The organism is Saccharopolyspora gloriosae (assembly GCF_014203325.1).
GTDB lineage: Bacteria > Actinomycetota > Actinomycetes > Mycobacteriales > Pseudonocardiaceae > Saccharopolyspora_C > Saccharopolyspora_C gloriosae.
The window spans coordinates 6,477,817-6,502,998 of the sequence record NZ_JACHIV010000001.1 but is presented as its reverse complement, the minus strand read 5'-3'; the positions used below and the strand labels follow the sequence as shown (position 1 = coordinate 6,502,998).

The following is a 25,182-nucleotide window of genomic DNA, read 5'->3' as shown; positions in this document are numbered from 1 at the left end:
GCCCCGACGCGATTACGGAACGTTGCAAATTGGTCCATGCCATGGGGACGCAAACTACCCACGACGGGTGAGATAGTTCCGTTATATGTGCCTCACGACACAGATCAAGACACTATCCGTGCTCAAATTCCTGTCGATCTTTTAACCCACACGGGCGAACGGTTTTTGCGCTCTTCCGCGACGGCGCGGTCTCGAATCAAGCGGGAGCCGGCAGCGGATGCACCCTTTTCGGGGCGATCGAATTCCGCGTTCGACCGAGCGGATCAATCGACTTCGTCATTCACGAACGAGACGCGAAAGAAACCGGCCCGTTCGACCGAATGAATCAGGTCGAACGGGCCATTCCAGGGAGAAGATCAGGCGAGCGTCCTGTCGTGCGCGCGCTGGGCGTCCTGCCGGGCCGCCTCCGCCCCCGTCGCGATCGGAGCCGTGATCCACTGGCGCGGCAGCCCGAACGCCTCCACCAGCTCCACCGCGTGCGGCCGGAGCCCCTGGCACAGGCCGTTCACCGCCTCCGTCACCGCCTTCGCGCGACGCGGCGTGATCCGCTCGTGCTCCAGGAACCAGCCCCGGTCCTCCTCGATCGTGGCGAGCACGTACAGATCGCACACCCGGTCCAGCAGCTGCGCGGTCGGGCCGTCGGTGCAGCGCTCGATGCCCGCGACGAACGCCTCCAACACCACCCGGTCGATGTGCACCCGGGCCGCGCGCAGCACGTGGTCCTGGGCGTTGTTGAACACCTCGAAGGGGTCCGCGTCCTTGCCGGTGGCCCGCCGCAGCCTGCGGGCGACGCCGTCGAGGACGTGGCGCTCGCGGTCGTCGAACAGCTTGAGCTGCCAGCCGCGGTCGAACACCGCTTCCTCGTCGTCGCGCTGCGCGGCGTCGACCAGGCGCTGCACCAGCGACTTCGCCGCGGTGCGCTCGATGACCGCGCCGACGAACTGGTCGGCGACGAACCGCGCCACCTCCAGGGTGCCGAGCTCGCCGAACTGGTCCTTGTAGTCGGTCAGCAGCCCCTTCGCGACCAGCTGCAGCAGGACCGTGTTGTCGCCTTCGAAGGTGGTGAACACGTCGGTGTCGGCCTTCAGCTGCGGCAGCTGGTTCTCCGCCAGGTAGCCGGCACCGCCGCACGCCTCGCGGGCGGCCTGGATGGTGCTCGTCGCGTGCCAGGTGGTCAGCGCCTTGAGCCCGGCGGCCCGCGACTCCAGCTCCCGCTGCGCGCGCTCGTCCCCGGAACCCGACACCTCGTGCAGCGTCTGCACCAGCTGTTCCTGCGCGAAGTGCAGCGCGTAGGACTTCGCCAGCGCGGGCAGCAGCTTGCGCTGGTGGCCGAGGTAGTCGAGGACGACGGTCTCCTCGGCGGTGCCCGGGCGGTCGAACTGCCTGCGGGTCGTGCCGTAGCGCAGCGCGATCTCCAGGGCGAGCTTCGCGGCGCTGCCAGCGGTTCCCGCCACCGAGATCCGGCCGCGGATGAGCGTGCCGAGCATGGTGAAGAACCGCTTGCCGGTGCTCTCGATCGGGCTGCTGTAGGTGCCGTCGGCGGCCACGTCGCCGTAGCGGTTGAGCAGCGCCTCGCGCGGCACCCGCACCTGGTCGAAGGTGATGCGCCCGTTGTCGACGCCGTTGAGCCCGGCCTTGCGGCCGCAGTCGGACAGGTGCACGCCGGGCCGGGCGGAGCCGTCCTCGTTCCGGATCGGCACCATCAGCGCGTGCACGCCGTGGCGCTCGCCACCGGTGATGAGCTGGGCGAACACCACCGCCATCCGGCCGTCGCGGGCGGCGTTGCCGATGTACTCCTTGCGCGCCGACTCGTGCGGCGTGTGCACCACGAACTCCTCGGTCGCCGGGTCGTACTCGGCGGTGGTGCGCAGGTGCTGCACGTCGGAGCCGTGCCCGGTCTCGGTCATCGCGAAGCAGCCGGGCAGGTCCAGGCTCATGATCGAGGGCAGGTAGCGCTCGTGGTGGCGTTCGGTGCCCAGCGCCTGCACCGCGCCGCCGAACAGGCCCCACTGCACGCCGGCCTTGACCATCAGCGACAGGTTCCCGGCCAGCATCTCCAGCGAGACGACGGAGCCGCCGACGTCGCCCTGACCGCCTTGCGCGGCGGGGAAGCCGATCTCCGGAATCCCGCTCTTGACCAGCATGTGCAGCTGTTCGAGGGTCTGCGCGCGGTGCGAGTCGGTGTCCAGGTGGTCACCGGGTGGCAGTGCGGTTCCTTCGAGCGCCTCGCGCACCTTGGCGCGCACCCCGGCCCACCGCCCGTCGAGCAGGTTCGCCAATTCGTCCGCGTCGAACCGAGCGGGTGTCTTCGGGATGTCCATGCCAGCCTCCACAGGTCTGGTGCCGTCTCGATCGAGCCTAGTTACTCGCCAGTAGGTCAGCTATGTGACCTCTCTCGCCACCCTCCACGTCAGATCCACACCCCCGCAATTTCGCGCGGAACCGCCGGGAGTCGCCCCATCCGAGCCCAGCATCGACGCAGGTCGCAGGACCGAGGTGCGGGGCCATGCACGAGTCGTCCAGCCGACAAGTCGACATGGAGCCACGAGCGAAACGGCCCGCTCGCCGGAAGAACCGGGGAGCGGGCCGTGCGCGGCGGAACGGGAGGTCAGGCGACGACGTTGACCAGCCGGCCGGGAACGACGATGACCTTGCGCGGCTCCTTGCCCTCCAGCGCGGCCACCACCTTCTCGTCGGCCAGCGCCGCGGTGCGCACCTCGTCCTGCGACGCCGACGCGGGCACCACGACCCGCGACCGGACCTTGCCGTTGATCTGGATCGGGTACTCGGCCGTGTCCTCGACCAGGTACTCCTGCTGCGCGACCGGGAACGGGCCGTGGGCCAGGCCGCCCTCGTGGCCCAGCCGCGACCACAGCTCCTCCGCCAGGTGCGGGGTCAGCGGAGCGACCATCAGCACCAGCGGCTCCACGACCTGGCGCGGCGTGCCCGCGGCACCCGAGTACGCCTTGGTGACGCGGTTGTTCAGCTCGATCAGCTTCGCCACCGCGGTGTTGAAGCGCAGCGCGTCGAAGTCCTCGCGCACCCCGTCGATCGTCTTGTGCAGGGCGCGCAGCACCTCCTCGTCGGGCTGCTCGTCGGTGACGCGCGGCTCGCCGGTGCTCTCGTCGACGACGTTGCGCCACAACCGCTGCAGGAACCGGTGCGAGCCGACGACGTCCTTGGTCGCCCACGGCCGCGAGGTGTCCAGCGGGCCCATCGCCATCTCGTAGAGCCGCAGCGTGTCCGCGCCGTAGGCGTCGGCCATCTCGTCCGGGGAGACGGAGTTCTTCAGGCTCTTGCCCATCTTCCCGTACTCGCGGCGCACCTCCTCCGCACCGAAGAAGAACTTGCCGTCGCGCTCCTCGACCTCGTCCGCGGGCACGTACACGCCGCGGGAGTCGGTGTAGGCGAACGCCTGGATGTAGCCCTGGTTGTACAGCCGCCGGTACGGCTCCTCCGAGCTCAGGAAGCCCAGGTCGAACAGCACCTTGTGCCAGAAGCGGGAGTACAGCAGGTGCAGCACCGCGTGCTCCACGCCGCCGACGTACAGGTCCAGCCCACCCGGGTCGTCCGCGCCGTGCGACTGCGGCCGGGGCCCCATCCAGTAGCGCTCGTTGGCGGGGTCGACGAACTCGGAGTCGTTCACCGGGTCGATGTAGCGCAGCTGGTACCAGCAGGAACCGGCCCACTGCGGCATCACGTTGGTGTCGCGGCGGTAGTCCTTGAGCCCGTCGCCCAGGTCCAGCTCCACCTCGGCCCACTCGGTGGCCTTCGCCAGCGGCGGTTCGGGGCGGCTGTCGGCGTCCTCCGGGTCGAAGGTGCGCGGCGAGTAGTCCTCGACCTCCGGCAGCACCACCGGCAGCGAGCTCTCCGGCACGCCCAGCGGCTCGCCGTCCTCGCCGTAGACGATGGGGAACGGCTCGCCCCAGTAGCGCTGCCGGGCGAACAGCCAGTCGCGCAGCTTGTACTGCACCGTGCCGGTGCCGTGGCCGCGCTCGGCCAGCCAGTCGATGACGGTGCTCTTGGCCTCGTCCAGGCCCAGGTCGTTGAGGTCCAGCCCGGCTTCGGGGTTCGCGGAGTTGATCCGCGGCCCGTCGCCGGTGAACGCGCCGTCGACGTGGTCGTCGGTGGGCTGCACGGTGCGCACCACCGGCAGCTCGAAGGCCTGCGCGAAGTCCCAGTCGCGGGTGTCCTCGCCGGGCACCGCCATGATCGCGCCGGTGCCGTAGCCCATCAGCACGTAGTCGGCGACGAAGACCGGGATCCGGCTGCCGTTGACCGGGTTGGTGGCCCAGGCGCCGGTGAACACGCCGGTCTTGTCCTTGTTCTCCTGGCGGTCCATGTCGGACTTCATCGACGCGGTGCGCCGGTAGTCCGCGACCGCCCGCACCGGGGTCGACGCGCCGCCGGTCCACCCGTCGCGGGTGCCCTCGGGCCACTCGGCGGCGGTCAGCTCGTCCACCAGCGGGTGCTCCGGGGCCAGCACCAGGTAGGTCACGCCGAACAGGGTGTCCGGCCGGGTGGTGAACACCTCGACGCGCTCGGCGGACCCGTCCAGCTGGAACGTGACGTTCGCGCCCTGCGAGCGGCCGATCCAGTTCCGCTGCATGCTCTTGACCTTGTCCGGCCAGTCCAGCCGGTCCAGGTCGTCCACCAGGCGGTCGGAGTACGCGGTGATCCGCATCATCCACTGCTTCAGGTTCCGGCGGAACACCGGGAAGTTGCCACGCTCGGTCAGGCCGTCGGCGGTGACCTCCTCGTTCGCCACGACCGTGCCCAGGCCGGGCGCCCAGTTCACCGGCGCCTCCGACAGGTACGCCAGCCGGTAGGAGTCGATCAGCTCGCGCTGCTCGGTGCGGCCCAGCTCGCTCCACGCGCGGCCGTCCGGGGTGGCGCGCTCACCGTCGGCGAACTGCTTCTCCAGCTCGGCGATGGGCCGCGCCCGGCCCTTGCCGCCGTCGGCCTCGGTGTCGTACCAGGCGTGGAAGACCTGCAGGAAGATCCACTGCGTCCACTTGTAGAACTCGACGTCGGTGGTCGCGACCCGCCGGCGCTCGTCGTGGCCCAGGCCCAGCCTGCGGATCTGGCGCAGGTAGCGCTCGATGTTCTGCTCGGTGGTGGTGCGCGGGTGCGTGCCGGTCTGCACCGCGTACTGCTCCGCGGGCAGTCCGAAGGCGTCGAAGCCCATCGTGTGCAGCACGTTGCGGCCCAGCATCCGGTGGAAGCGGGCGTAGACGTCGGTGCCGATGAAGCCCAGCGGGTGCCCGACGTGCAGCCCCGAACCGGACGGGTACGGGAACATGTCCTGGATGAACAGCTTGTTCGCCGCATCCAGCTCGGAACCGGTGCTCAGCGGACCGGCCGGGTTCGGCGCGTGGAAGGTGCCGAGCTCTTCCCACCGCTGCTGCCAGCGCTGCTCGACCTGCGCCGCCGTCTCCGCGGTGTAGCGGAACCGGGGCGTCTCCTCACTCCCGTTCGCCGAGCTCCCCGTCGACGGATCTCCCGTCGGCTCGCTCGTCACGCCTGCTGCCTGGCCGCTCATCACCTGCGTTTCCTTCCCTGCTCACCGCGCGGATCGCACACCCCCAGTGTGCCGCCCACCCCCAACCGGTTTTCCGCGGCCCGCCCCTGACCGAGGCGGGGGCCGCCGGGCGGTCGGGAACACCGCGACCGGGCGCGGATCGACAGCGCGGGCGCGGCACTCCCTAACCTGATCACCACCAGCGGGATGCAGACGCAAAACGCCCCAGGTGGCGTGCGAACTGATCGCAGAGGCGAACCTGGGGCTTACGCCGCCACCGTAGCACGAATCCGGCGCGTCCCGATCACTCCACGACCCGGGGGACCTCGATGTCCGGCGACCAGCCCGCCTGGATCCACAGCACGCTGTCCGCGGCTCGCTTCCAGCGGTACCTGACCGCCGCGAACGGCGAGCACGCAGACGCCCTGCGGCTCTACCGGTGGAACCTGGACGTCTCGGCGGCCTTCTACGCGCCGCTGCACTGGCTGGAGATCGGCCTGCGCAACGGGGTGCACGAGCGGTTGCGGGAGCACTTCGGCAGCGGGCAGTGGTGGGAGCTCGTGCAGCTCACCGGCTACGGCAGGCGAGCGGTGACCAAGGAGCACGCCAAGCTGAAGCGGCAGAAGCAGGCCGGTTTCACCGCCGACGACGTGGTGGCGAAGTTGTCGCTGGGCTTCTGGGTGTCGCTGACGAGCAAGGGGCGCGGGTACGACCGGACGCTCTGGGTGCCCGCCCTGCACGGCGCGTTCCCCCGGTTCCGCGGCCCGCGGCGGGACCTGCACGAACGGCTGTCCGGCCTGCTGGAGCTGCGCAACCGCATCATGCACCACGAGCCGATCTTCCACCTGGACCTGCCAGCGCGGCGAGCGGAGATCTACCGGGTGCTGGACCACCTGTCGCCGACGCTGCCCGAGCAGGCCGGTCGCTACGACCGCGTCCCGATGCTGTGGGAGCAGCGCCCGCGCGACCTCTGCCCGCGGTGACCGCTCACCGCAGCGCCAGCACGATGAGCCGGGTCGTCTGGGTGGGGGAGAAGTTGTTGTCGCTGACCAGGGCGAGGGTGCGCTCACCGGTGGGCAGGCGCGGCCCCCACGTGAGGCCTTCGACGTTGTCGACGGTGCCGAGGTCGAACTGCGCCAGGTCCGCGAGCAGTCGTTTGTGCACCGGGCGGACCGGTGCGTCGCGCAACGAGGGCACGTCCTTGACGTCGTCCGAACCGCGCAGGTCCGCCTCGTAGATCCGGATGGAGTTGCCCGCGCCCTCGACGTAGGCCCGCTCCAGCACGAGGAGGCGGTCACCGGCGTCGAGCACGGCGGCGATCCCGTTGTCGCCGGGCTCGCCGCCGGACTCGGCGAACACCGGGTCGACCGGGTAGGCGTGCTGCGAGAGCACCCGCCCGCCGCGGTCCTGCACGGTGATCCGGCTGAGCGCGCCGTGCTCGGTCGTCGGCGGGTCGCCGTCCTGCAGCAGCGCGGACTCGACGGCGTGGACCACCAGCGAACCGCCGTCGGCGAACGCGAGGGACTCCAGCGACTCGTTGCGCCGCGGACCCGAGTCCGGGCGGTGGACCAGGTTCGGCGGCAACGGCAGCTCGGCCCGGAACGAGCCGTCCGGGGCCGCCGAGCGGATCGACGGGTCGATCGACCGCGGGTCCCGTTCGCCCTCGCTGGTCCACCACACGTCGTGCGACCACGGGTCGAAGCGGATCTCCTCGGGATCGACGGTGGTGCCGTCACCGGCGGAGATCGGCGGGTAGGTGGCGCCGTCGGGCCGCCGGAACGGGTGGGTCCCGGTGAGGGTCCACGCCCCGAGCCCGTCGGCCCGGACCTCGACGTCGGCGGTGTAGAAGCGCGCCGGGTCCTGCTCCGAGCGGTCGTCGCTGACGAACACCCACCGGCCGGTGCGCGGGTCGTGGTCCAGGCCGGAGAGGCCGCCGACGGCGGTGCCCTGGAACGTCGTCGCCCACGGCAGGGTCCGCTCGCCCAGCAGGCGCACCCCGTCCGGGGGCGCGGGCCTCGCGGGCGCGGCGCACGCCGCCGGTGCGGCCGCCATCGCGAGCACCGCGGCGGCCAGGGCGACGGGGAACCTGTTCGCGCTCATGTGACCCAGCGAACCTCAGCCAGGTAGCGAACAGATGTCGGAAAAGCGGCAGCCGTACCCTGTCCAGGTGATGGCTGTGCAGGTGATCTTGTGCGCGCTGCTCGTTGTGCTCGGAGCGGCGCTGGTGTTCATCGGGTGGCGCGGACTGCGAAGCCAGCTGCCGCCGAACCGCTACGTGGGAGTCCGCACGCCCGCGACGCTGCGCAGCGAGGAGGCGTTCGCGCTCGGCAACCGGGTGGGCGCGCCCGCGATGCTGGCCGGGGGCGCGGTGGCGATCCTCGCGGGCGTCTCCGAGCCGCTGCTGACCACCGTGACCAGCGCGGTCGTCGTCGCGGTGCTCGGCATCGCCGGCGCGTTCGCGCTGATGGTCGTCGGCGGCGTCCTCGGCAACAAGGCGGCCGAGGCGATCCCCGCACCGGCGACCGCCGGTTGCGGCGGCTGCCCCGGCGGCTGCTGCGGCTGACCCCCGACCACGACACGAACGCCCGCGACTTCCCGGTCGCGGGCGTTCTGCTGTTCCGGGGCTCGCGTCAGTTCAGCTTCACGTCGCCGGGGTGGGTGGCGAGGAAGGCCAGCGGGGTGCTCTGGCGGCGCAGCACGCGCCCCCACAGGTCCGCGCCGGGCGCGGCGATCACGTCGTCGGGCAGGGCGGGCACGATGATCCAGTCGCCGCGTTCGATCTCCCCGGCGAGCTGCTTGGCGTCCCAGCCGGCGTAGCCGGCGAAGAACCGCAGCCCGCGCGCCCTCGGCACCAGGTCGTCCGGATCGCCGTCGAGGTCGACGAGCCCGACCGGGCCGCGCACCCCGACCATGCCGCTGATCCGCTTGACGTCCTCCCCGGCGCGCAGCGCGGCCAGGCAGATCGCGGTCCGCTGCTCCACGGGTCCGCCGACGTAGAGCGATGGCGGCTCGCTGGCGTGCGGCGCCCACTGCGGCAGCACGTCGCTGACGGCGACCTCGCTGGGCCGGTTCAGGATGACGCCGAGAGTGCCCTCGCCCCGGTGGTGGATGATGTAGACCACCGTCCGGCGGAAGTTCATGTCGAGCAGCTGCGGAGCAGCCACCAGCAGCGTCCCCGGCTCCACCTCCGCGTCTGATTCCACCTCCGCATGATCGCAGAGCGGAGCCCCGCCTGGCGTGACCGTGCCGCGAACGCGGCGGATTTCCGCCCGGTGCAGCCGCACGTTCATGTCCAACGATTAGGAGCAGCGATTCGCGCGTACTCAGTTGTCCACCTGAGTATTAATAGAACGCGCTGATCAGCAAGAACGCTGAAATGAATCCGCGACTGCCACCGCTGCGCCGCCCGACGCGGCCGAGATACGCGATCCGGCGGAGTCGCGAACGCCACGCGGTGCCAACCGCGCCCGACCGTCGCCGCGCGGCCCGCGGATCAGGACTCGCCGGGGACCTCGATGCCCTGTTCGGCGGCCCAGCGGTACAGCTCCGCGACGGCCTCCTCGTGCTCCATCGGACCGCGATCCAGCCGGGCGTCCTTCAAGTGCTTCCACGCCCGGCCCACCTGCGGCCCCGGCGGCACCCCGAGCAGCCGCATGATCTCGTTGCCGTCCAGGTCCGGCCGCACCCGCGCCAAGTCCTCGTCCGCGGCGATCCGCGCGATCCGCTCCTCGAGGTCGTCGTAGGAGCGCTGCAGCGCGTTGGCCTTGCGCTTGTTCCGAGTCGTGCAGTCGGCCCGCACCAGCTTGTGCAACCGGGGCAGCAGCGGTCCCGCGTCGGTCACGTAGCGGCGCACCGCCGAATCCGTCCACTGGCCCTCGCCGTAACCGTGGAACCGCAGGTGCAGGTACACCAGGTCGCAGACCTGGCTGACGACCTCCTTCGAGTAGCGCAGCGCCCGCAGCCGCTTGCGGGCCATCTTGGCGCCGACCACCTCGTGGTGGTGGAAGCTCACCCCGCCGCCCGGCTCGAACCGCCGCGTGCCGGGCTTGCCGATGTCGTGCAGCAGCGCGGCCAGCCGCAGCACCAGGTCCGGCTCGCCGTCCGGGTCCGCCGCCTGCTCCAGGTCGATGGCCTGCTCCAGCACGACCAGCGAGTGCTCGTAGACGTCCTTGTGCTGGTGGTGCTCGTCGATCTCCAGCCGCATCGCCGAGACCTCGGGCAGCACGTGCTCGGCCAGCCCGGTCTCCACCAGCAGCTCCACACCCTTGCGGGGGAACTTCCCGCACAGCAGCTTCGAGAGCTCCGCCTGCACCCGCTCCGGGGTGATCCGGGCCAGCTCGTCGGCCATCTCCCGCATCGCCGCGAGCACGCGGTCGGCCGGTTCGAACCCGAGCTGCGCGGCGAACCGGGCGGCCCGCAGCATCCGCAGCGGATCGTCGGCGAACGACTCCTGCGGCGTCGCGGGCGTGTCCAACCGCCCGGCGGCCACGTCCTCCAGGCCGCCGTGCAGGTCGACGAACTCGCGCGCGCCCAGTTCGATGGCCATCGCGTTCACCGTGAAATCGCGGCGCAGCACGTCGCCCTCGATGGTGTCGCCGAACGCCACCTCCGGGTTGCGGGTCACGCCGTCGTAGCTGTCGGCGCGGAACGTGGTGATCTCCACGGTCGTCCCGCGCTTGTAGGCGCCGAGGGTGCCGAAGTCGATCCCGGTGTCCCAGATCGTCTCCGCCCACCCGTCGAGCAGCTCCCGCACCTGGTGCGGCCGGGCGGCGGTGGTGAAGTCGAGGTCGGTGCCCAGCCTGCCCAGCAGCGCGTCCCGGACGCTGCCGCCGACCAGGTACAGCCGGTGGCCCGCCGCGGCGAACCGCTCGGCGAGCTCCTCGGCCACCGGGGCGACCTTCACGAGCTCGACGACCGCGTTGCGCTGGGCCTCGCGTTCGCGGGCGCGCAGGTCGGCGTCGTCGGGGGCATCACGGGTCGAAGGGGCCACAGGGGGAGGATATCGGCTGCTCAGCCGAGGATCTCCGGGCCTCGGCCCGCAGCGGTTCGACCGCCGGTACCCGCTCTGATCGCATTACCATCGGCCGCATGCCTCCGTCGCCCGGCCGCTCCGGCGGCGCACAGCCGGGGCGCCGGAACCGGCGCCGGCGCCGGCGGCTGCAGACCGTGGACGAGACATCGGCCGGGGGGCTGGTGGTCGCCGACGCCGAACGGCTCGCTGCGATCATCGGTAGGTCCGACCGCAGGGGGCGACTGCTGTGGTCGTTGCCGAAGGGCCACATCGAGCCTGGTGAGACGCCGGAACAGACCGCGGTGCGCGAGGTCGCGGAAGAGACGGGGATCATCGGACGGGTGACGGTGGCGATCGGCACGATCGACTACTGGTTCGTCGCCGGTAACCGGCGCGTGCACAAGACGGTGCACCACTTCCTGCTGGACGCGGTCGGCGGAGAACTTTCGGACGAGGACGTGGAGGTCACCGAGGTGGCTTGGGTGCCGCTAGGTGAACTGGACGAAGTGCTGGCCTACGCCGACGAGCGGCGTCTGGTGCGGCACGCGCTGACGCTGCTCGGCGATGCGCTGCCGGGCACGGGCGAGGCGGAGACGGGGAGCCGGAAACCTCCCCGGAACACGGGAACGGAGCCGGGGTGAGGTGTCTGCTAGCCGCTGTGGTCGCGGTCCTGCTGGTCAGCGGGATTCCGATCACCGCGGCCCGCACGGCGAGCGCGCAGGGCGATTCGAGCACGACCCGACTCGAAGTGACCAAGGTCACCCCATCGGTGATCTCGGGTGCGCCGGGTGAAGTGACGATCAGCGGCCGGATCACGAACACGACCGGCGCCACGATCAACGGCATCGAGGCCCGCGTGCAGCGCGGCTACCCGACGCAGTCCGTCCCGGCCGCGCAGGACGCGCTGCGCGGCAACGCCGCCACTGTCAACGAGACCAGCTTCCGCCCAATGATCGACACCCTCGCTCCGGGGCAGCAGGCCCCGTTCGAGCTGCGGGTGCCCGTCAACGGCCCGGACTCGCTGGAGATCACCGAACCCGGCGTGTTCCCGCTGCTGGTCAACGTCAACGGCCAGCCCGGCGACGGGGGCCGCGCCCGCATCGGCGAGTCGCACTTCCTGCTGCCGGTGCTCGCGCCGCCCGGCGCTCCGCCCGCGAAACCCGCGGAGCCCGCGCCCGTCGCGATGCTGCTGCCGATCGTCGACTACCCGCGGATGCAGCAGGAGGGCACGCCCGGCCAGCGCGCCGTGCTCGCCGACGACGCGCTCGCGGGCTCGCTCACCCCCGGTGGGCGGCTCTACGACCTCGTGCAGTCCGTCGTGGACAACGCGGGCGGCGGATCCCCGCTGGGCAACGGCCTGTGCTTCGCCATCGACCCGGACCTGCTGGCCACCGTGCAGGCCATGAGCCGCGGCTACCTGGTGCGCCAGGCCGACGGCGGGCTGCGCGACGGCACCGGCTCGGCCTCGGCGCAGCTGTGGCTGAACAAGCTGCGCGAAGCCACCGAAGGCCGCTGCGTGCTGGCGCTGCCCTACGCCGACTCGGACGTGGCCGCGCTGGACCACGCCGACCTGCCCGACCTGATCAAGGGCTCGCTGGACGGCGCGGGCGTGGTGCAGCAGGTGCTGGGCGTCGAACCGCGGCGCAGCGTGCTGTGGCCCATCGAAGGCGCGTTGGACGAGTCCACCGCCCGCAAGCTCGCGGACTTCGGCATCGGCACGATGCTGATGGAGCCGTCCGCGATGTCCACCGATTCGCTGGCCCCGTCCCGGCTCTACGAGGACGGGCCGGTGGCGGTGCCCGTCGACCCGCTGCTGTCCGAGGCACTGGACCCGATGCACGGTTCCCCGCTGGAGACCACGGCGATGTCGCCCGACGGCAACGGTGCCGCCACCGTGCAGAACACCCTCGGCGCGCTCGCGTTCCGCGCGACCGCAGGAGCGCAGGGCGGCGCGACCTCGGTGCTGGCGCCGCCGCGGCGGTGGAACCTCAGCGGTGAGGACCTGCGCGCGCTGCTCGACGGGATGCGCGGGCTGGCCGACGCCGGCTACGTGCGGCCCGCCGGGCTGCCGGAGACCACCGGGCAGGCCGAGCAGAGCGAGTCCGCGCTGCCGGTGTCCCGGCTGGACTACCCGCAGGAGAACGCGGCGGAGGAGATCCCGCGGCCGGTGCTCGACCAGCTCGCGGAGCAGAACTACAAGGTCGGCGACCTCTACCGCTCCACCCAGAAGGACCCGGCCGCCGATCTCGACCCGGCCGCGCTGACCACGCCGCTGCGCAACGGGCTGCTGCGCGGCGCCTCCAGCGCCTGGCGCGACAACCCGGCCGCCGCGCGGCACTGGGTGCGGGTCGCCACCGACACCCTCAACGGCGTGCTCGCCCGCGTCCGGCTCGACGAGTTCGCCGGCAAGATCACGCTCACGGCGTCGAACGCGCCGATCCCGATGACCGTCACCAACGACCTGCCGGTGACCGTGTCGGTGCGGCTGCGCATCCCCGCGACCGCCGGGATCGAGACCCGCGACCTCGGCGTCATCCGGGTGCCTGCGCAGGGCCGCAGGCACTTCCGGCTGGAGACCGAGGTGCACCGCGCCGGGCAGTTCACCGTCGACATGGACGTGGTCACCGAGGCGGGCACCGAGCTGGGCCCGGCCAAGCGGATCCAGCTGCAGTCCTACACCTACGACCCGTTCACCGTCGGGTTCACCGCCATCGCCAGCGCGCTGCTGGTGATCCTGTCCGCGCGCCGCATCCTGCGCAGGTTGCGGGCGCGCCGCAGCAGGCTGGCCGCGGCGAGCGGCGGCCGGGCGGGCGAGTCCGCGGCGAGCTCCGCTCCGGCTCCGTCGGCGAGCGAAACGACCAACCCCCGGATGTTCCCCGTCTCTCCCGGCAGCACCACCGAAAGTGACCGCGGCCCGAGCTGACATCCTGGTCCGGCCACACGCGGGAGTGACGTCCCGCGCGTGGCCGCAGGCGGTGAGTGAAGGGCACAGGCAGTGAACCGAGACAGCGACGCGCAAGCACGGCGGGCGGGGCCGGCAGGTCCCGGCGCGGCAGGTCCCGGCGCGGGCGGCCCCATGCCCCCCGCCGACGACCGGACGCAGCAGATCCCGCGCGTCGAACCGGGCGGGCCGCCGCGCTCGCAACCGGCGCCGCGCGCCGCGCAGCCGGTGTCCGCCGAACGCGGGACCGTGCCGCACCGCGCCACGCCGCCGCCCGGCTGGCACGCCGCCGAGACGCAGCCCATCCCGGCCGTGCTGCCCGAACCCGGCCTCGACCAGGCTGCCGAGCAGGCCGAAGAGCAGACCCGGGTGCTGCGGCCCACCGGCGGCTCCGGCGGCGGCAAGTCCCTGCTGCGCGCCAGCGGCTCGATGGCCATCGCCACCCTCATCAGCCGCATCACCGGCTTCGGCTGGAAGATCCTGCTCGCGCTGATCATCGGCTTCGGCGTGGAGAACGACTCGTTCACCGTCGCCAACACGCTGCCGAACAGCATCTTCGAGCTGCTGCTCGGCGGGGTGCTGACCAGCGTCGTCGTCCCCGTGCTGGTCCGGGCCGCCAAGTCCGACGCCGACGGCGGCGAGGCATACGTGCAGCGGCTGCTGACCATCTCCACGGTGCTGCTGATCGTCGGCACCACGATCTCGGTGATCGCCGCGCCCGCCCTCACCTGGCTGTTCATCTCCGACGGGGACTCGTCGAACCCGGCGCTGGTCACCGCGTTCAGCTACCTGCTGATCCCGCAGATCTTCTTCTACGGGATCAGCGCGCTGGTCGGCGCGATCCTGCAGTCGAAGCAGATCTTCAGCCCGCCGGCCTGGGCGCCGGTGGTGAACAACCTCGTCGTGCTCGCCACGCTCGGCGTCTACGCCTCGCTGCCCGGCCGGATCTCCGTCGACCCGGTGCGCATGGACGACGCGCACCTGCTCACCCTCGGGATCGGGGTGACGCTCGGCGTCACCGTGCAGTCGCTGATCCAGATCCCGGCGCTGCGCCGGACCGGGTTCACGTTCCGCTGGCGCTGGGAATGGGACCCGCGGCTGTCCGAGTTCGGCGGCCTGACCCTGTGGATGGTCGGCTACGTCGCCGTCAGCCAGGTCGGTCTGATCGCGCTCACCAAGGTCGCCACGGCCGCCGACGCCGGCTCCTACTCGATCTACACGTACTCCTGGATGCTGCTGCAGCTGCCGTACGGCGTGATCGGGTTCTCGGTGATGACCGCCATCCTGCCCCGGATGAGCTCGGCCGCCGCCGACCACGACTACCCGCGGGTCGTGCAAGACCTGTCGCTGGGCAACCGGCTCTCCACCGTCGCGCTGATGCCGATCAGCGCCGTGATGACGGTGCTGGGCGTGCCGCTGGCGCTGGCGCTGTTCAGCCTCAAGGGCTCCGCGACGGACGCGAGCAGCGTCGGGCTGGCGATCGCCGTCTCGTCGTTCGGCGTGCTGCCGTACGCGATCACGATGATGCAGATGCGGACGTTCAACGCCCTCAAGGACGCCCGCACCCCGACCCTGATCATGGTCGTGATGACCGCGGCCAAGGTCGTCATGGCGCTGCTCACGCCGTTGGTGCTGTCGCCGCAGGACGTCGTCTACGGCCTGGCCTTCGTGAACTCCTTCAGCTTCGTCGTCGGCTGGCTCGTCGGCGAGGCGTGGTTGCGGCGGCGCCTGGGTCCGCTGGGCAGCGCGAAGTTCTTGGCGACGCTGGGCAAGACGCTGCTCGCGTCGGTGCTCGGCGGGCTCGCGGCCTGGGGCGCCACGACGGGCGTGGACGCGTTGATCCCCGGTCCCGCTGGCGCCGGAACGGGCTGGTTGCAGCTGCTGGCGGGCACGATCGTGGGCTTCGCGATCATCTTCGGATTGATGGCGTTGCTCCGGGTGCGGGAACTGGAGCCTGCGATCGGGCGGCTCACCGCTCTGCTGCGTCGTCGTTGACATTGGCGTCACGTACCCTCGGGGCGGAAGTCTTCTCCCGTGGGGAGGGGGTGTTCAGTGCCCCCCGGCTGGAGCGGGAGGAGCGGGAGAGGGAAGGTGAGCAGCAAACCGACCAGGCAAGCGATGCCGGAACGTGACGCGGGCGATTCGACGGCGGACGACGCCGAACAGCTGACCCCCGGCGCGGTACTCGACCACGGCCGATACCGCCTGCTGGAGAAGGTCGGCACCGATCCCCGGTGCGACGCGCAGCTGTGGCGGGCCAAGGACGGTGTGCTCGGACGCGATGTCGCGCTGACCATCCTGACCGGGGACCGCTCCCAATCGGATGCGGCGACGAGCGCGCGGCGCACGCTGGAACGCGCGATGCACGCCAGCACCTTCAACCACGTCGGCGTCGCGCGGGTGCTCGACGTCGTGACACCAGCACCAGGTGACCCGCAGGGCGTGCTCGGCGTCGTCATCGCCGAATGGACGCACGGCACCGACCTGATCGAGCTGATCGGGGACGGGCCGCTGCAGCCGGGCACCGCGGCGCGGCTGCTGCAACCGCTGGCCGCCGCTGTCGAAGCCGCGCACCACGCCGGGCTGGTGCTCGGCGCGGACCACCCGCAGCGGATCCGGGTGACGCCGGAAGGCGACATCCGGATGGCCTTCCCTGGGCCGCTGTCCACCGCGAGCTCCAGCGACGACGTGCGCGGGCTCGGTGCCGCGCTGTACCTGCTGCTGACCGGGCGCTGGGCGCTGGACTCCGCCCCCGAAGGCCTGGCGACCGCGCCGACCGGACCGGACGGCACCATCGTCGCGCCGCGCACGCTGCGCCCGACGGTGCCGCTGGAGCTGTCCACGGTCGCCCTGCGCGCCCTCGGCAGCCCCGACACGCACGGCACCACCGGCGGCGTCCGCACCGGTGCAGCGGTGCTGCGGGTGTTGGAGCAGCACGCCACGTTCGAGGCCTCGTCCTCGGCCGTGCAGTCCGGACCCGCGGGCGGCGCGACGCAGACCAACGAGGTCTGGAGCACCCAGGACCCCAAGCCGGACAAGGTCAAGCGCAAGAAGCTGGCGATCAGCGTCGGCGCCCTGGCGGTGGCCACGCTGCTCGTCGTCGGCTGGATCGTCGCCAACCTCATCGGCATGTTCGCGGGCAACCCGGAGGCCGAAGGCCCGTCGGTGACCTTGGGCGACGACAACGCGCAGCAGCCCGCACCGACCCCGGACCAGGCCGTCCCGGTCCAGGTCACCGGCGGGACCCCGTTCGTCAAGGAGCAGACCCCGGACAGCCCCGGCAAGATCGGCAACCTGTTCGACGGCGACCCGTCGACGTCCTGGGCGACCGACTCCTACAACGACCAGTTCGGCAACGGGTTCAAGTCGGGCACCGGCACGGTGCTCAGCTTCTCGGCGCCGACGACCGTCCGCGAAGTGGTCATCGACTCGCCCAGCGCGGGCACCGTGGTGGAGATCCGGGCGGCCGACGGCACCAGCCCGAACTTCGACTCCAGCCCGCTGCTCGGGCAGCAGACGCTGGCCGCGGGCAAGACGACGATCCCGATCGACGCGGCGCAGCCCACCCAGAACGTGATCGTGTGGCTGACGCAGATCTCGCCGTCGGGCGGCAAGTTCCAGACCCGGATCAACGAGATCAGCATCTCCGGCACGGCGGCCTGAGCAGCACGCCTCCGGTTCGCGCGGGACCGAACCCGGTCCTGGTCCCGCGCGGGCCGCGGCGCGGTGATCGTGGGCGACCTCACGATCAGTAGAGTGCTCAGACGTGTCTGCCCCCGTCAGATCGGACGCCGACCTCATAGCGGCGCACACCAGCGGTGACCCACACGCGTTCGCCGAGTTGTTCCGCCGGCACCGCGATCGGTTGTGGGCGGTCGCGTTGCGCACCATGCGCGATCACGAGGACGCTTCCGACGCGCTGCAGGATGCGATGATCTCCGCGTTCCGCAACGCCGGATCGTTCCGAGCGGAATCCCAGGTCACCACCTGGTTGCACCGAATCGTGGTGAACGCCTGCCTGGACCGGATCCGCAGGCGCCAGGCGAGACCGACGGTGCCCTTGCCCGATACCGGGCCGGCCGAGCCGGCCGTTCCGCGCGACGCGATCGAGGAGCAGGACACCCGGATGGCCGTGCAGGACGCGCTGGCCGCCCTCCCCGAGGAGCAGCGCGCGCCGATCGTGCTGGTCGACGTGGAGGGCTATTCGGTGTCCGACACCGCCGCCATCCTCGGCGTCGCCGAGGGCACCGTGAAGAGCCGCTGCGCCCGCGGCCGGGTGAAGCTGGCGAAACTTCTGGGACACCTGCGGAACCCGAGTGCGGATGCGAACGTCCCAGATGACGCCAACGCCAAGCGTCGACGGGAGGGACGATGAGCGGCGAACAACGGCGCCCCGAAACGCCGCAAGGCCCACCGTGGTCGCTGGATCTGGTGGCCGATCTGCACGCGGGAGTGCTCGATCAGGACGTGGCCGACGAGCTGCTGCCGCGCATCCAGGCCGACCCGGAGGCGAGCGAACTGCTCGCCGCGCTGGAAGCCACCAGCGCCGAACTGGCGGAGCTGCCGGCTCCGACCGTGCCCGACGACGTCGCGGCCAAGCTGGACGAAGCGCTCGAGGCGGAACTGCGTTCCTGGGCCATGGCACCCGAGGGCGAGAACCCGAACTCCGCCGGAACCGCGGGTCAGCCCGTCGAACCCGAACCCGCTCCGGTGCTCGACCTCGCCGCCGCTCGCCGGCGCAGGCGCAAGCGCGCGGGCTGGACGGCGGGCCTGCTCACCGCGGCCGCCGCGGTGACGGGAATCGTGGTGCTCGGCACCGGCGGAATCCTGCAGGGGGACACCGACAACGCCGCCGCGCCGCCGCCCCAGGACGGTCCGCCGCCGCTGGCGCTGCGCGGAGACGCCTTCCCGGCGGACCGGCTCGGCGAAGCGCTCGGCTCCGAGCAGTACGGCGCGCTCGCCGACCCCGAACAGCTGCTCGGCTGCCTGCAGGCCAACGGCGTGAGCAGCGGAAATCCGCTCGGCGCCCGCGAAGTCACGATCGACGGCGAACCGGCCAGGGCGCTGGTGCTGCAAGGCGGCGGGATCGGCCGGTTCCGCATCCTCGTCGTCGGCCAGGACTGCGGCCCGGACCGCCCCGCGACGATCTCCGACAGCACCCTGGGAGGCTGAGCGGGTCAGGCTCGTCACGCGCGGCGGAGCCGGGAACACACGCGCCTAGGATCGCGTTGACCCGAGTACGCTCGCGCGTTCAGCGCGGCGGGCGGCACGCGACAACGAAAGGGGCGCGGTGACCGACGACGTCCGCAACCTCATCATCGTGGGCTCCGGCCCCGCCGGTTACACCGCTGCGGTGTACGCCGCACGGGCCGAACTCCAGCCTTTGGTCTTCGAGGGAACGCAGTTCGGTGGTGCGTTGATGACCACCACCGACGTGGAGAACTACCCCGGTTTCCGGGACGGCATCATGGGCCCCGATCTCATGGAGCAGATGCGGGAGCAGGCGAAGCGGTTCGGAGGTGAGCTGCGCGCCGAGGACGTCGAGCACATCGACCTCGAAGGCGACGTGAAGAAGGTCACCGCCAACGGCGTCGAGTACCGCGCCAAGGCGATCGTCCTGGCGATGGGCGCGGCGGCCCGCTACCTGGGCATCCCCGGCGAGGAGAAGCTGCTCGGCCACGGCGTTTCGGCGTGCGCGACCTGCGACGGCTTCTTCTTCCGCGAGCAGCACATCGCCGTCATCGGCGGTGGCGACTCCGCGATGGAGGAGGCCACGTTCCTCACCAAGTTCGCGGACTCGGTGACGATCATCCACCGCCGCGACGAGTTCCGCGCCTCCAAGATCATGCTGGAGCGGGCCAAGGCCAACGAGAAGATCCGCTGGCGCACCAACGCCGCGGTCACCGAGGTGCTCGGCGACAACGCCGTCACCGGCCTGAAGCTGCACGACACCGTGACCGGTGAGGACTCGCAGCTCGACGTCACCGGCATGTTCGTCGCCATCGGCCACGACCCGCGCAGCGAACTCGTGCGCGACCAGGTCGAGGTCGACGACGAGGGCTACGTCGCCGTCCAGCAGCCCACCACGCACACCGGCATCCCCGGCGTGTTCGCCGCGGGCGACCTCGTCGACCACACCTACCGGCAGGCCATCACCGCCGCCGGTTCCGGCTGCTCGGCGGCGATGGACGCCGAGCGGTGGCTCGCCGAGCACGAGGTGAGCGAGTCCGCGCACGTCGCGGCCGAACACGTCGGCGGTGGCTACGCACCTGCGACCGAGACCGCCGCGGCGCGCTGAGCGCTGGACCGACCTGAATTCACACCGAGGGAGATGACATGGCCGAGAACACCGTGACCGTGGACGCCGGCTCGTTCAAGGACGACGTGCTGGGCAGCGACAAGCCCGTCCTGGTCGACTTCTGGGCGACCTGGTGCGGCCCGTGCAAGATGGTCGCGCCCGTCCTGGAGGAGATCGCCGACGAGAACCCGGGCATCACGATCGCCAAGCTGGACATCGACAAGAACCCGTCGGTCGCCCGCGACTACCAGGTGATGAGCGTCCCGACGCTGCTGCTGTTCTCCGGCGGCGAGCCGGTCAAGCAGATCGTCGGCGCCAAGCCGAAGGCCGCGCTGCTGGAAGACCTGAAGGACTACCTGTGATGCGGCGCTGACCGCCGCGCACCGAGCCGGAACCCCGCAGATCCCCGCCACCGCGCGGAGATGTGCGGGGTTTCGCCGTTCTCGGCGAAGCGTGGGAGGTCATCCCATGCGCGGGCGCCTGCGAGCGGCCCGCAGCGCCGCTGCATTGCAGGCAAGGCACAATGAGCCGGTGGGTTCCCGTCCGAACCCATCCACCCAGAAGTGGACATCGGGGGAGTACGACCGTCCTACGCGCCGGATCCACCACCGGCGCCTGAATCGAGCGAGGAGTGCATGCAGCTGCTCCACCGCGGTGACGTCGGTCCGGCCGTTGCCGAGATCAGGAACACCCTTGCTGCGCTGGGTCTCCTACCGGCCCCCCCAAACGGAACCGCCACCGGCCCCGCGAACTTCGACGCGGCGGTGGAACACGCGGTGCGCGTCTTCCAGCAGCGACGTGGCCTGATCACCGACGGCGTCGTCGGCCCCGCCACCTACCGCGCCCTGATCGACGCGCGCTGGCGCCTGGGCGACCGGTCCCTGGCCTACCTCGTGTCCAAGCCCATCAGCGGCGACGACGTGTTCGCGCTGCAGGAGCGGCTGCTGGAACTCGGCTTCGACGCGGGCAGGCCCGACGGCATCTTCGGGTGGCAGACCGAGCAGGCGCTGCGCAGCTTCCAGCGCGACTACGGGCTCGGCAACGACGGCATCTGCGGCCCGAACACGCTGCGCGCGCTCAAGCAGCTCGCCCCGAAGGTCCGCGGCGGTCGCCCCGTCTACCTGCGGGAGCAGGAGAAGGTCCGGCGCTCCGGTCCGCTGCTGCGCGGCAAGCGCATCGTGCTGGACCCCGGTCACGGCGGCACCGACCGCGGCGTGACCGTGGGCGGCGTCAACGAAGCCGACCTCGCCTGGGACCTGGTCCGCAGGCTCGAAGGCCGCATGGTCGCCACCGGGATGGAAGCGCTGATCACGCGCGGGCCGCACTCCTGCCCGCCGGAGGCCGACCGCGCCGGGTTCGCCAACGAAGCGGGTGCCGACCTGTTCCTGTCGCTGCACATGGACGCCAACTCGGCGCCCGCGGCGCAGGGCGTGTCGAGCTTCCACTTCGGCACCGGCAACGGCACCACCTCCACGGTGGGGGAGGCGCTGGCCGGCTTCCTGCAGCGCGAGATCGTCGCGCGCACGGGGATGCTCGACTGCCGCATCCACCCGAAGACGTGGGAGGTCCTGCGCCTCACCCGGATGCCCGCGGTGCGCACCGAGATCGGTTACCTCACCAACCCCGAGGACCGGCGGCGGCTGCTCGACCCCGCGTTCCGGGACATCATCGCCGAAGGCCTGCTGGTCGCCGTGAAACGGCTCTACCTGCTCGGCAAGGACGACCAGCCGACGGGCACCTTCACCTTCGACGACCTGCTGCGCCACGAACTCACCCGAGCCGAAGGCGCCTGAGGACGACGTCTGGCCCGCCTGCGCCGCACGGCGCGGGCTCCGGCGGGTTCACTTCCTGTCTTTGATCTTGCCTTTCCAGGTGAGCGGCGTCGTCGGTCGTTGTCCTGTGAGCGGCGACCAGCCAGAGCAAACCGACCACCGGCGGGTTCTCAGCGGCTTCCTCGCGAGGACAGCGATTTCGCCGTGTACGGCATACATGAGGAATCGATCCCGCAGCGAGGGAGCCGCTGAGGTTCCGCCGCCCGACCCGCTACTCAAGCCAAGATCAAACAAGGACGGTCAGCCGAGCGCGGGCTCGGCGGTCTTCACCGAGACCGTGCTCAGCAGCCGCTCCAGAGCCGCTTCGACGTCTTCCTTCCAGGAGATCGCCGTGCGCAGCTCCAGCCGCAAGCGCGGCCACTTCGGGTGCTGGCGGACGGTCTTGAACCCGACCTGCTGCAGGAATCCCGCCGGGACCAGGCAGCCCTCGTCGTCCTCGTGCAGATCGCCGAACGCCTCGATCGCGCGGACTCCGCGCTTGGTCAGATCCTTCGCCACGTTCTGCAGCAACACCCGGCCCAGCCCGCCGTGCTCGAACTCCGGGATCACCCGCAACGCGGTGAGCAGCACCGCGTCCGCGCTGACCGGGCCGGACGGGAACGCGGCGGCGCGCGGCACCGCGGCGGGCGGGGCGTACAGCGCATAGCCGGCAGGCACGTCGTCCACGTACAGCACGCGGCCGCAGGATCCCCAGTCCAGCAGCACGTTGGACACCCAGGCCTCTTTTTCGAGGCCGGTTTCGCCGAACTCCTCGGCCTGCTCCCGGATGTGCGGCGCGAGTTCCCAGAACACGCAGCGACGACACTTCGGTGGCAAGTGGTCGAGGTTGTCCAGCGTGACGCCTACGACGCGTCGCGACACCCTGACCTCCTGCGAATCCGCCAAGAACCCACGCATGGCAGGTGGGGCTCGTGGCCAGGATAAGCCGCCGCCTCCTGCCGCCGGAAGCTCCTCACCCTTCCCAGTGCCCCCCGAAATGGTGAGATGGGTTACCGTCAAGCCGGTTTGTGCGAGGCGCCCGTTACACAAGCGACCGCCGGACGCGATAGCACAGATAGACTCGCGCGACCGTCACCTCGTGGTAACAGGAGACGATCACTACAGCGCACACCCGATCCACCGGAGCGCGGAATGTCCGATCACGGCAGCAACCCGACCGATCAGCCGCAGCCGAGCCCCCAGCAGGAGGCAGCGGTCCAGCAGGCGGGAGCGGCGCGCAACCTCGACGCGCACCGCGACCGGTACGCCCAGCGCACCGCAGGCATGACCGCATCGGAGATCCGGGCGCTGTTCGCCGTGGCGAGTCGCCCCGAGGTCGTCTCGCTGGCCGGCGGCATGCCGAACCTGGCCGCGCTGCCGCTGGACTCGCTGGCCACCGAGGTCTCCCGGCTGATCTCCGTCGACGGGCAGGCCGCGCTGCAGTACGGCTCGGCGCACGGCGTTCCGGAACTGCGCGAGCAGATCTGCGAGATCATGGCCATGGAAGGCATCACCGGGCATCCCGACGACGTGATGGTCACCGTCGGCTCCCAGATGGCCCTGGACATGGTCACGCGGCTGTTCTGCGACCCGGGCGACGTCGTCCTCGCCGAAGGCCCCTCCTACGTCGGCGCGCTCGGCTCCTTCAACGCCTACCAGGCGAAGGTCGTGCACGTCGCGATGGACGACGACGGGTTGCAGCCGGAAGCGCTGCGGCACGCGATCTCCGAGGTCACCAGCCGCGGTGAGCGGATCAAGTTCCTCTACACCATCCCGAACTTCCACAACCCCGGCGGCGTCACGCTCGCCGTGCAGCGCCGCGCCGAGATCCTGGAGATCTGCCGCCACCACGACATCCTCGTGCTGGAGGACAACCCGTACGGGCTGCTGGGCTTCGACGGCCAGACCTACCCGGCGCTGCGCAGCCTGGACCCGGACAACGTGGTCTACCTCGGTTCGTTCTCCAAGACCTTCGCCTCCGGACTGCGCGTCGGCTGGGTCCTCGCCCCGCACGCGGTGCGCGAGAAGCTGGTGCTCGCCGCGGAGTCGGCGACGCTGTGCCCGCCCACGCTGAACCAGATGATCGTGTCCCGCTACCTGAGCACGCACGACTGGAAGGGCCAGATCAAGACCTTCCGCGAGCAGTACCGGGAACGCCGCGACGCGATGCTCAGCGCGCTGGAGCAGCACATGCCGGAAGGCTGCAGCTGGACCAAGCCCGACGGCGGGTTCTACGTGTGGTTCACCGCGCCGGAAGGCGTGGACACCAAGGCGATGTTGCCGCGGGCCGTGACCCAGCGGGTCGCCTACGCCTCGGGCACCGGCTTCTACGCGGACGCGCTGGGCTCGCGGCAGATGCGGCTGTCCTACTGCTATCCGACGCCGGAGCGCATCCGTGAGGGCGTCCGCAGGCTCGCCAACACGCTCACCGACGAGATGGAGCTGGTGCGGACCTTCGGCAGCGTGCCGCAGCGCTCGGTCTCCGGCCCCGAAGCTCCCTCTCCGGACACGGCGTAACCTCGTTCCTGCCGCACGATTCGATCGGTCCACTGCGCACCTGGTGCGCAGTGGACTCTTACTTTCAGGGGTGTTCGACCAATGTCCGATCGTTGGGTCGCCGTGCTGTCCGGTGGGTTGTCGCACGAGCGCGAGGTGTCGCTGCGCTCCGGACGTCGGCTGTCCACCGCGCTGCGCTCCGTCGGCATGACCGTGGGGGAGTGGGACGCCGATTCCCGGCTGGTCACGCGAATCCAGGACGAGCGGCCGGACGCCGTGATCATCGCGCTGCACGGCGGCGAAGGTGAGAACGGTGCCGTGCAGTCCGTGCTGGACATGCTCGGCGTTCCGTACGTCGGCACCGACCAGCGGGCGTGCCGCCGAGCTTGGGACAAGCCGACCGCGAAGGCCGAGCTCGCCCGTGCCGGCCTGAGCACCCCGGACTGGGTTGTGCTGCCGCACGCCACGTTCCGCGAGCTCGGCGCCCAAGCCGTGCTGGACGCGCTGGTCGGCAAGCTGGGTCTGCCGCTGATGCTCAAGCCGGATCAGGGCGGTTCGGCGCTGGGGGCGCGAGTGGTCCGAGAAGCCTCGGAGCTGCCCTCGGCGATGGTGGGCGCGCTGGCCTACGGCGACACCGTGCTCGTCGAGCAGTTCATCGAAGGCGTCGAGGTCGCTGTGAGCGTGGTGGACACCGCGGACGGCCCGGAGGCGCTTCCCGCGGTGCGCATCGAAGCGGCCGACGGCGTGTACGACTACACGGCCCGCTACACCGCCGGGCTCACCAGTTACGAGGCACCGGCCGACCTGGCGCCCGAAGTCGCGGCCCGCGCGGGGGAGCTGGCGGTCGCGGCGCACAAGCTGCTCGGGCTGCGTGACGTGTCCCGGACCGATGCGATCATCGACCAGCACGGGGTGCCGCACTTCCTGGAGGTGAACGTGTCGCCCGGCCTGACGGAGACGTCGTTGTTCCCGATGGCCGTGGAGGCTGCGGACCGCTCGCTCGGCGAGGTGTTCGCCGGTCTCGTCGAGAAGGCGATCACGCGCGGGAACTGATCCGCGCGCGGCGACCGGAACGACGGCGCCGCGTTTCACGTGAAACAACGC

19 protein-coding genes are annotated in these 25,182 nt (G+C 71.2%); 13 read left to right on the top strand and 6 right to left on the bottom strand.

Annotated elements, in window-relative coordinates; translation table 11 throughout:
* Nucleotides 1-356: 356 nt before the first annotated feature.
* Together BJ969_RS28265 and leuS are read right to left on the bottom strand one after the other, a co-directional pair.
* The gene (locus BJ969_RS28265) at nucleotides 357-2,321 is read right to left on the bottom strand and encodes an acyl-CoA dehydrogenase family protein (protein ID WP_184484050.1); all 1,965 of its coding nucleotides are present in this window, start codon (nucleotides 2,319-2,321) and stop codon (nucleotides 357-359) included.
* A 287-nt stretch (nucleotides 2,322-2,608) separates the two neighbouring features.
* Nucleotides 2,609-5,542: a leucine--tRNA ligase gene (leuS, locus tag BJ969_RS28260; RefSeq protein WP_184484048.1), complete on the bottom strand. Its 2,934-nt coding sequence runs from the start codon at nucleotides 5,540-5,542 to the stop codon at nucleotides 2,609-2,611.
* Nucleotides 5,543-5,850: 308 nt separating this feature from the next.
* On the opposite strand from leuS, the gene BJ969_RS28255 reads away from it, so the two are divergent.
* Nucleotides 5,851-6,504 (top strand): hypothetical protein, encoded by a 654-nt coding sequence (locus BJ969_RS28255; protein WP_184484046.1) that lies wholly within the window; start codon nucleotides 5,851-5,853, stop codon nucleotides 6,502-6,504.
* Between the two features lie 4 nt (nucleotides 6,505-6,508).
* Here the strand turns inward: BJ969_RS28255 and BJ969_RS28250 are convergent, their stop codons facing one another.
* Nucleotides 6,509-7,621: an esterase-like activity of phytase family protein gene (locus BJ969_RS28250; RefSeq protein WP_184484044.1), complete on the bottom strand. Its 1,113-nt coding sequence runs from the start codon at nucleotides 7,619-7,621 to the stop codon at nucleotides 6,509-6,511.
* Between the two features lie 70 nt (nucleotides 7,622-7,691).
* Between BJ969_RS28250 and BJ969_RS28245 the strand changes: the two genes are divergently transcribed.
* Nucleotides 7,692-8,084 carry an SdpI family protein gene (locus tag BJ969_RS28245; RefSeq protein ID WP_184485997.1) on the top strand — a complete coding sequence of 131 codons (393 nt, stop codon included), beginning with the start codon at nucleotides 7,692-7,694 and terminating at the stop codon, nucleotides 8,082-8,084.
* A gap of 67 nt (nucleotides 8,085-8,151) precedes the next feature.
* Here BJ969_RS28245 and BJ969_RS28240 read toward each other — a convergent pair whose 3' ends face one another.
* Entirely contained in the window at nucleotides 8,152-8,724 is a 573-nt protein-coding gene (locus tag BJ969_RS28240) for a YqgE/AlgH family protein (protein ID WP_343071642.1), read from the bottom strand.
* 290 nt (nucleotides 8,725-9,014) lie between these two features.
* Entirely contained in the window at nucleotides 9,015-10,511 is a 1,497-nt protein-coding gene (locus BJ969_RS28235; protein WP_184484040.1) for a CCA tRNA nucleotidyltransferase, read from the bottom strand.
* A 98-nt stretch (nucleotides 10,512-10,609) separates the two neighbouring features.
* Here BJ969_RS28235 and BJ969_RS28230 point away from each other — a divergent pair, with 98 nt between their 5' ends.
* From BJ969_RS28230 to BJ969_RS28190, 9 genes are all read left to right on the top strand, one after another.
* The gene (locus BJ969_RS28230; RefSeq protein WP_184484037.1) at nucleotides 10,610-11,173 is read left to right on the top strand and encodes an NUDIX hydrolase; all 564 of its coding nucleotides are present in this window, start codon (nucleotides 10,610-10,612) and stop codon (nucleotides 11,171-11,173) included.
* Entirely contained in the window at nucleotides 11,170-13,455 is a 2,286-nt protein-coding gene (locus BJ969_RS28225; protein ID WP_184484035.1) for a DUF6049 family protein, read from the top strand. Before BJ969_RS28230 ends, BJ969_RS28225 begins: the two co-directional genes overlap by 4 nt.
* Before the next feature lie 153 nt (nucleotides 13,456-13,608).
* Nucleotides 13,609-15,468: a murein biosynthesis integral membrane protein MurJ gene (murJ, locus tag BJ969_RS28220; RefSeq protein ID WP_184484033.1), complete on the top strand. Its 1,860-nt coding sequence runs from the start codon at nucleotides 13,609-13,611 to the stop codon at nucleotides 15,466-15,468.
* Between the two features lie 96 nt (nucleotides 15,469-15,564).
* Entirely contained in the window at nucleotides 15,565-17,136 is a 1,572-nt protein-coding gene (locus BJ969_RS28215) for a protein kinase family protein (RefSeq protein WP_184484031.1), read from the top strand.
* A gap of 103 nt (nucleotides 17,137-17,239) precedes the next feature.
* Nucleotides 17,240-17,848: an RNA polymerase sigma factor SigM gene (sigM, locus tag BJ969_RS28210; RefSeq protein WP_184484029.1), complete on the top strand. Its 609-nt coding sequence runs from the start codon at nucleotides 17,240-17,242 to the stop codon at nucleotides 17,846-17,848.
* On the top strand, nucleotides 17,845-18,645 hold the full coding sequence (locus BJ969_RS28205; protein WP_246457119.1) for a hypothetical protein: 801 nt from the start codon (nucleotides 17,845-17,847) through the stop codon (nucleotides 18,643-18,645). The genes sigM and BJ969_RS28205 overlap by 4 nt, the downstream gene beginning before the upstream one ends.
* A gap of 118 nt (nucleotides 18,646-18,763) precedes the next feature.
* Entirely contained in the window at nucleotides 18,764-19,771 is a 1,008-nt protein-coding gene (gene trxB / locus BJ969_RS28200) for a thioredoxin-disulfide reductase (RefSeq protein ID WP_184484026.1), read from the top strand.
* A 38-nt stretch (nucleotides 19,772-19,809) separates the two neighbouring features.
* Nucleotides 19,810-20,133 carry a thioredoxin gene (trxA, locus tag BJ969_RS28195; protein ID WP_184484024.1) on the top strand — a complete coding sequence of 108 codons (324 nt, stop codon included), beginning with the start codon at nucleotides 19,810-19,812 and terminating at the stop codon, nucleotides 20,131-20,133.
* Nucleotides 20,134-20,406: 273 nt separating this feature from the next.
* Complete coding sequence (locus BJ969_RS28190) at nucleotides 20,407-21,564, top strand: N-acetylmuramoyl-L-alanine amidase (protein WP_184484022.1); 1,158 nt, start codon at nucleotides 20,407-20,409, stop codon at nucleotides 21,562-21,564.
* A gap of 279 nt (nucleotides 21,565-21,843) precedes the next feature.
* Here BJ969_RS28190 and BJ969_RS28185 read toward each other — a convergent pair whose 3' ends face one another.
* Nucleotides 21,844-22,464, bottom strand: a complete 621-nt coding sequence (locus BJ969_RS28185; protein WP_184484020.1) for a GNAT family N-acetyltransferase — start codon at nucleotides 22,462-22,464, stop codon at nucleotides 21,844-21,846.
* A 270-nt stretch (nucleotides 22,465-22,734) separates the two neighbouring features.
* Between BJ969_RS28185 and BJ969_RS28180 the strand changes: the two genes are divergently transcribed.
* Together BJ969_RS28180 and BJ969_RS28175 are read left to right on the top strand one after the other, a co-directional pair.
* Entirely contained in the window at nucleotides 22,735-24,099 is a 1,365-nt protein-coding gene (locus tag BJ969_RS28180) for an aminotransferase-like domain-containing protein (protein ID WP_184484019.1), read from the top strand.
* An 81-nt stretch (nucleotides 24,100-24,180) separates the two neighbouring features.
* On the top strand, nucleotides 24,181-25,131 hold the full coding sequence (locus BJ969_RS28175) for a D-alanine--D-alanine ligase family protein (protein ID WP_184484017.1): 951 nt from the start codon (nucleotides 24,181-24,183) through the stop codon (nucleotides 25,129-25,131).
* The last annotated feature ends 51 nt before the right edge of the window (nucleotides 25,132-25,182 follow it).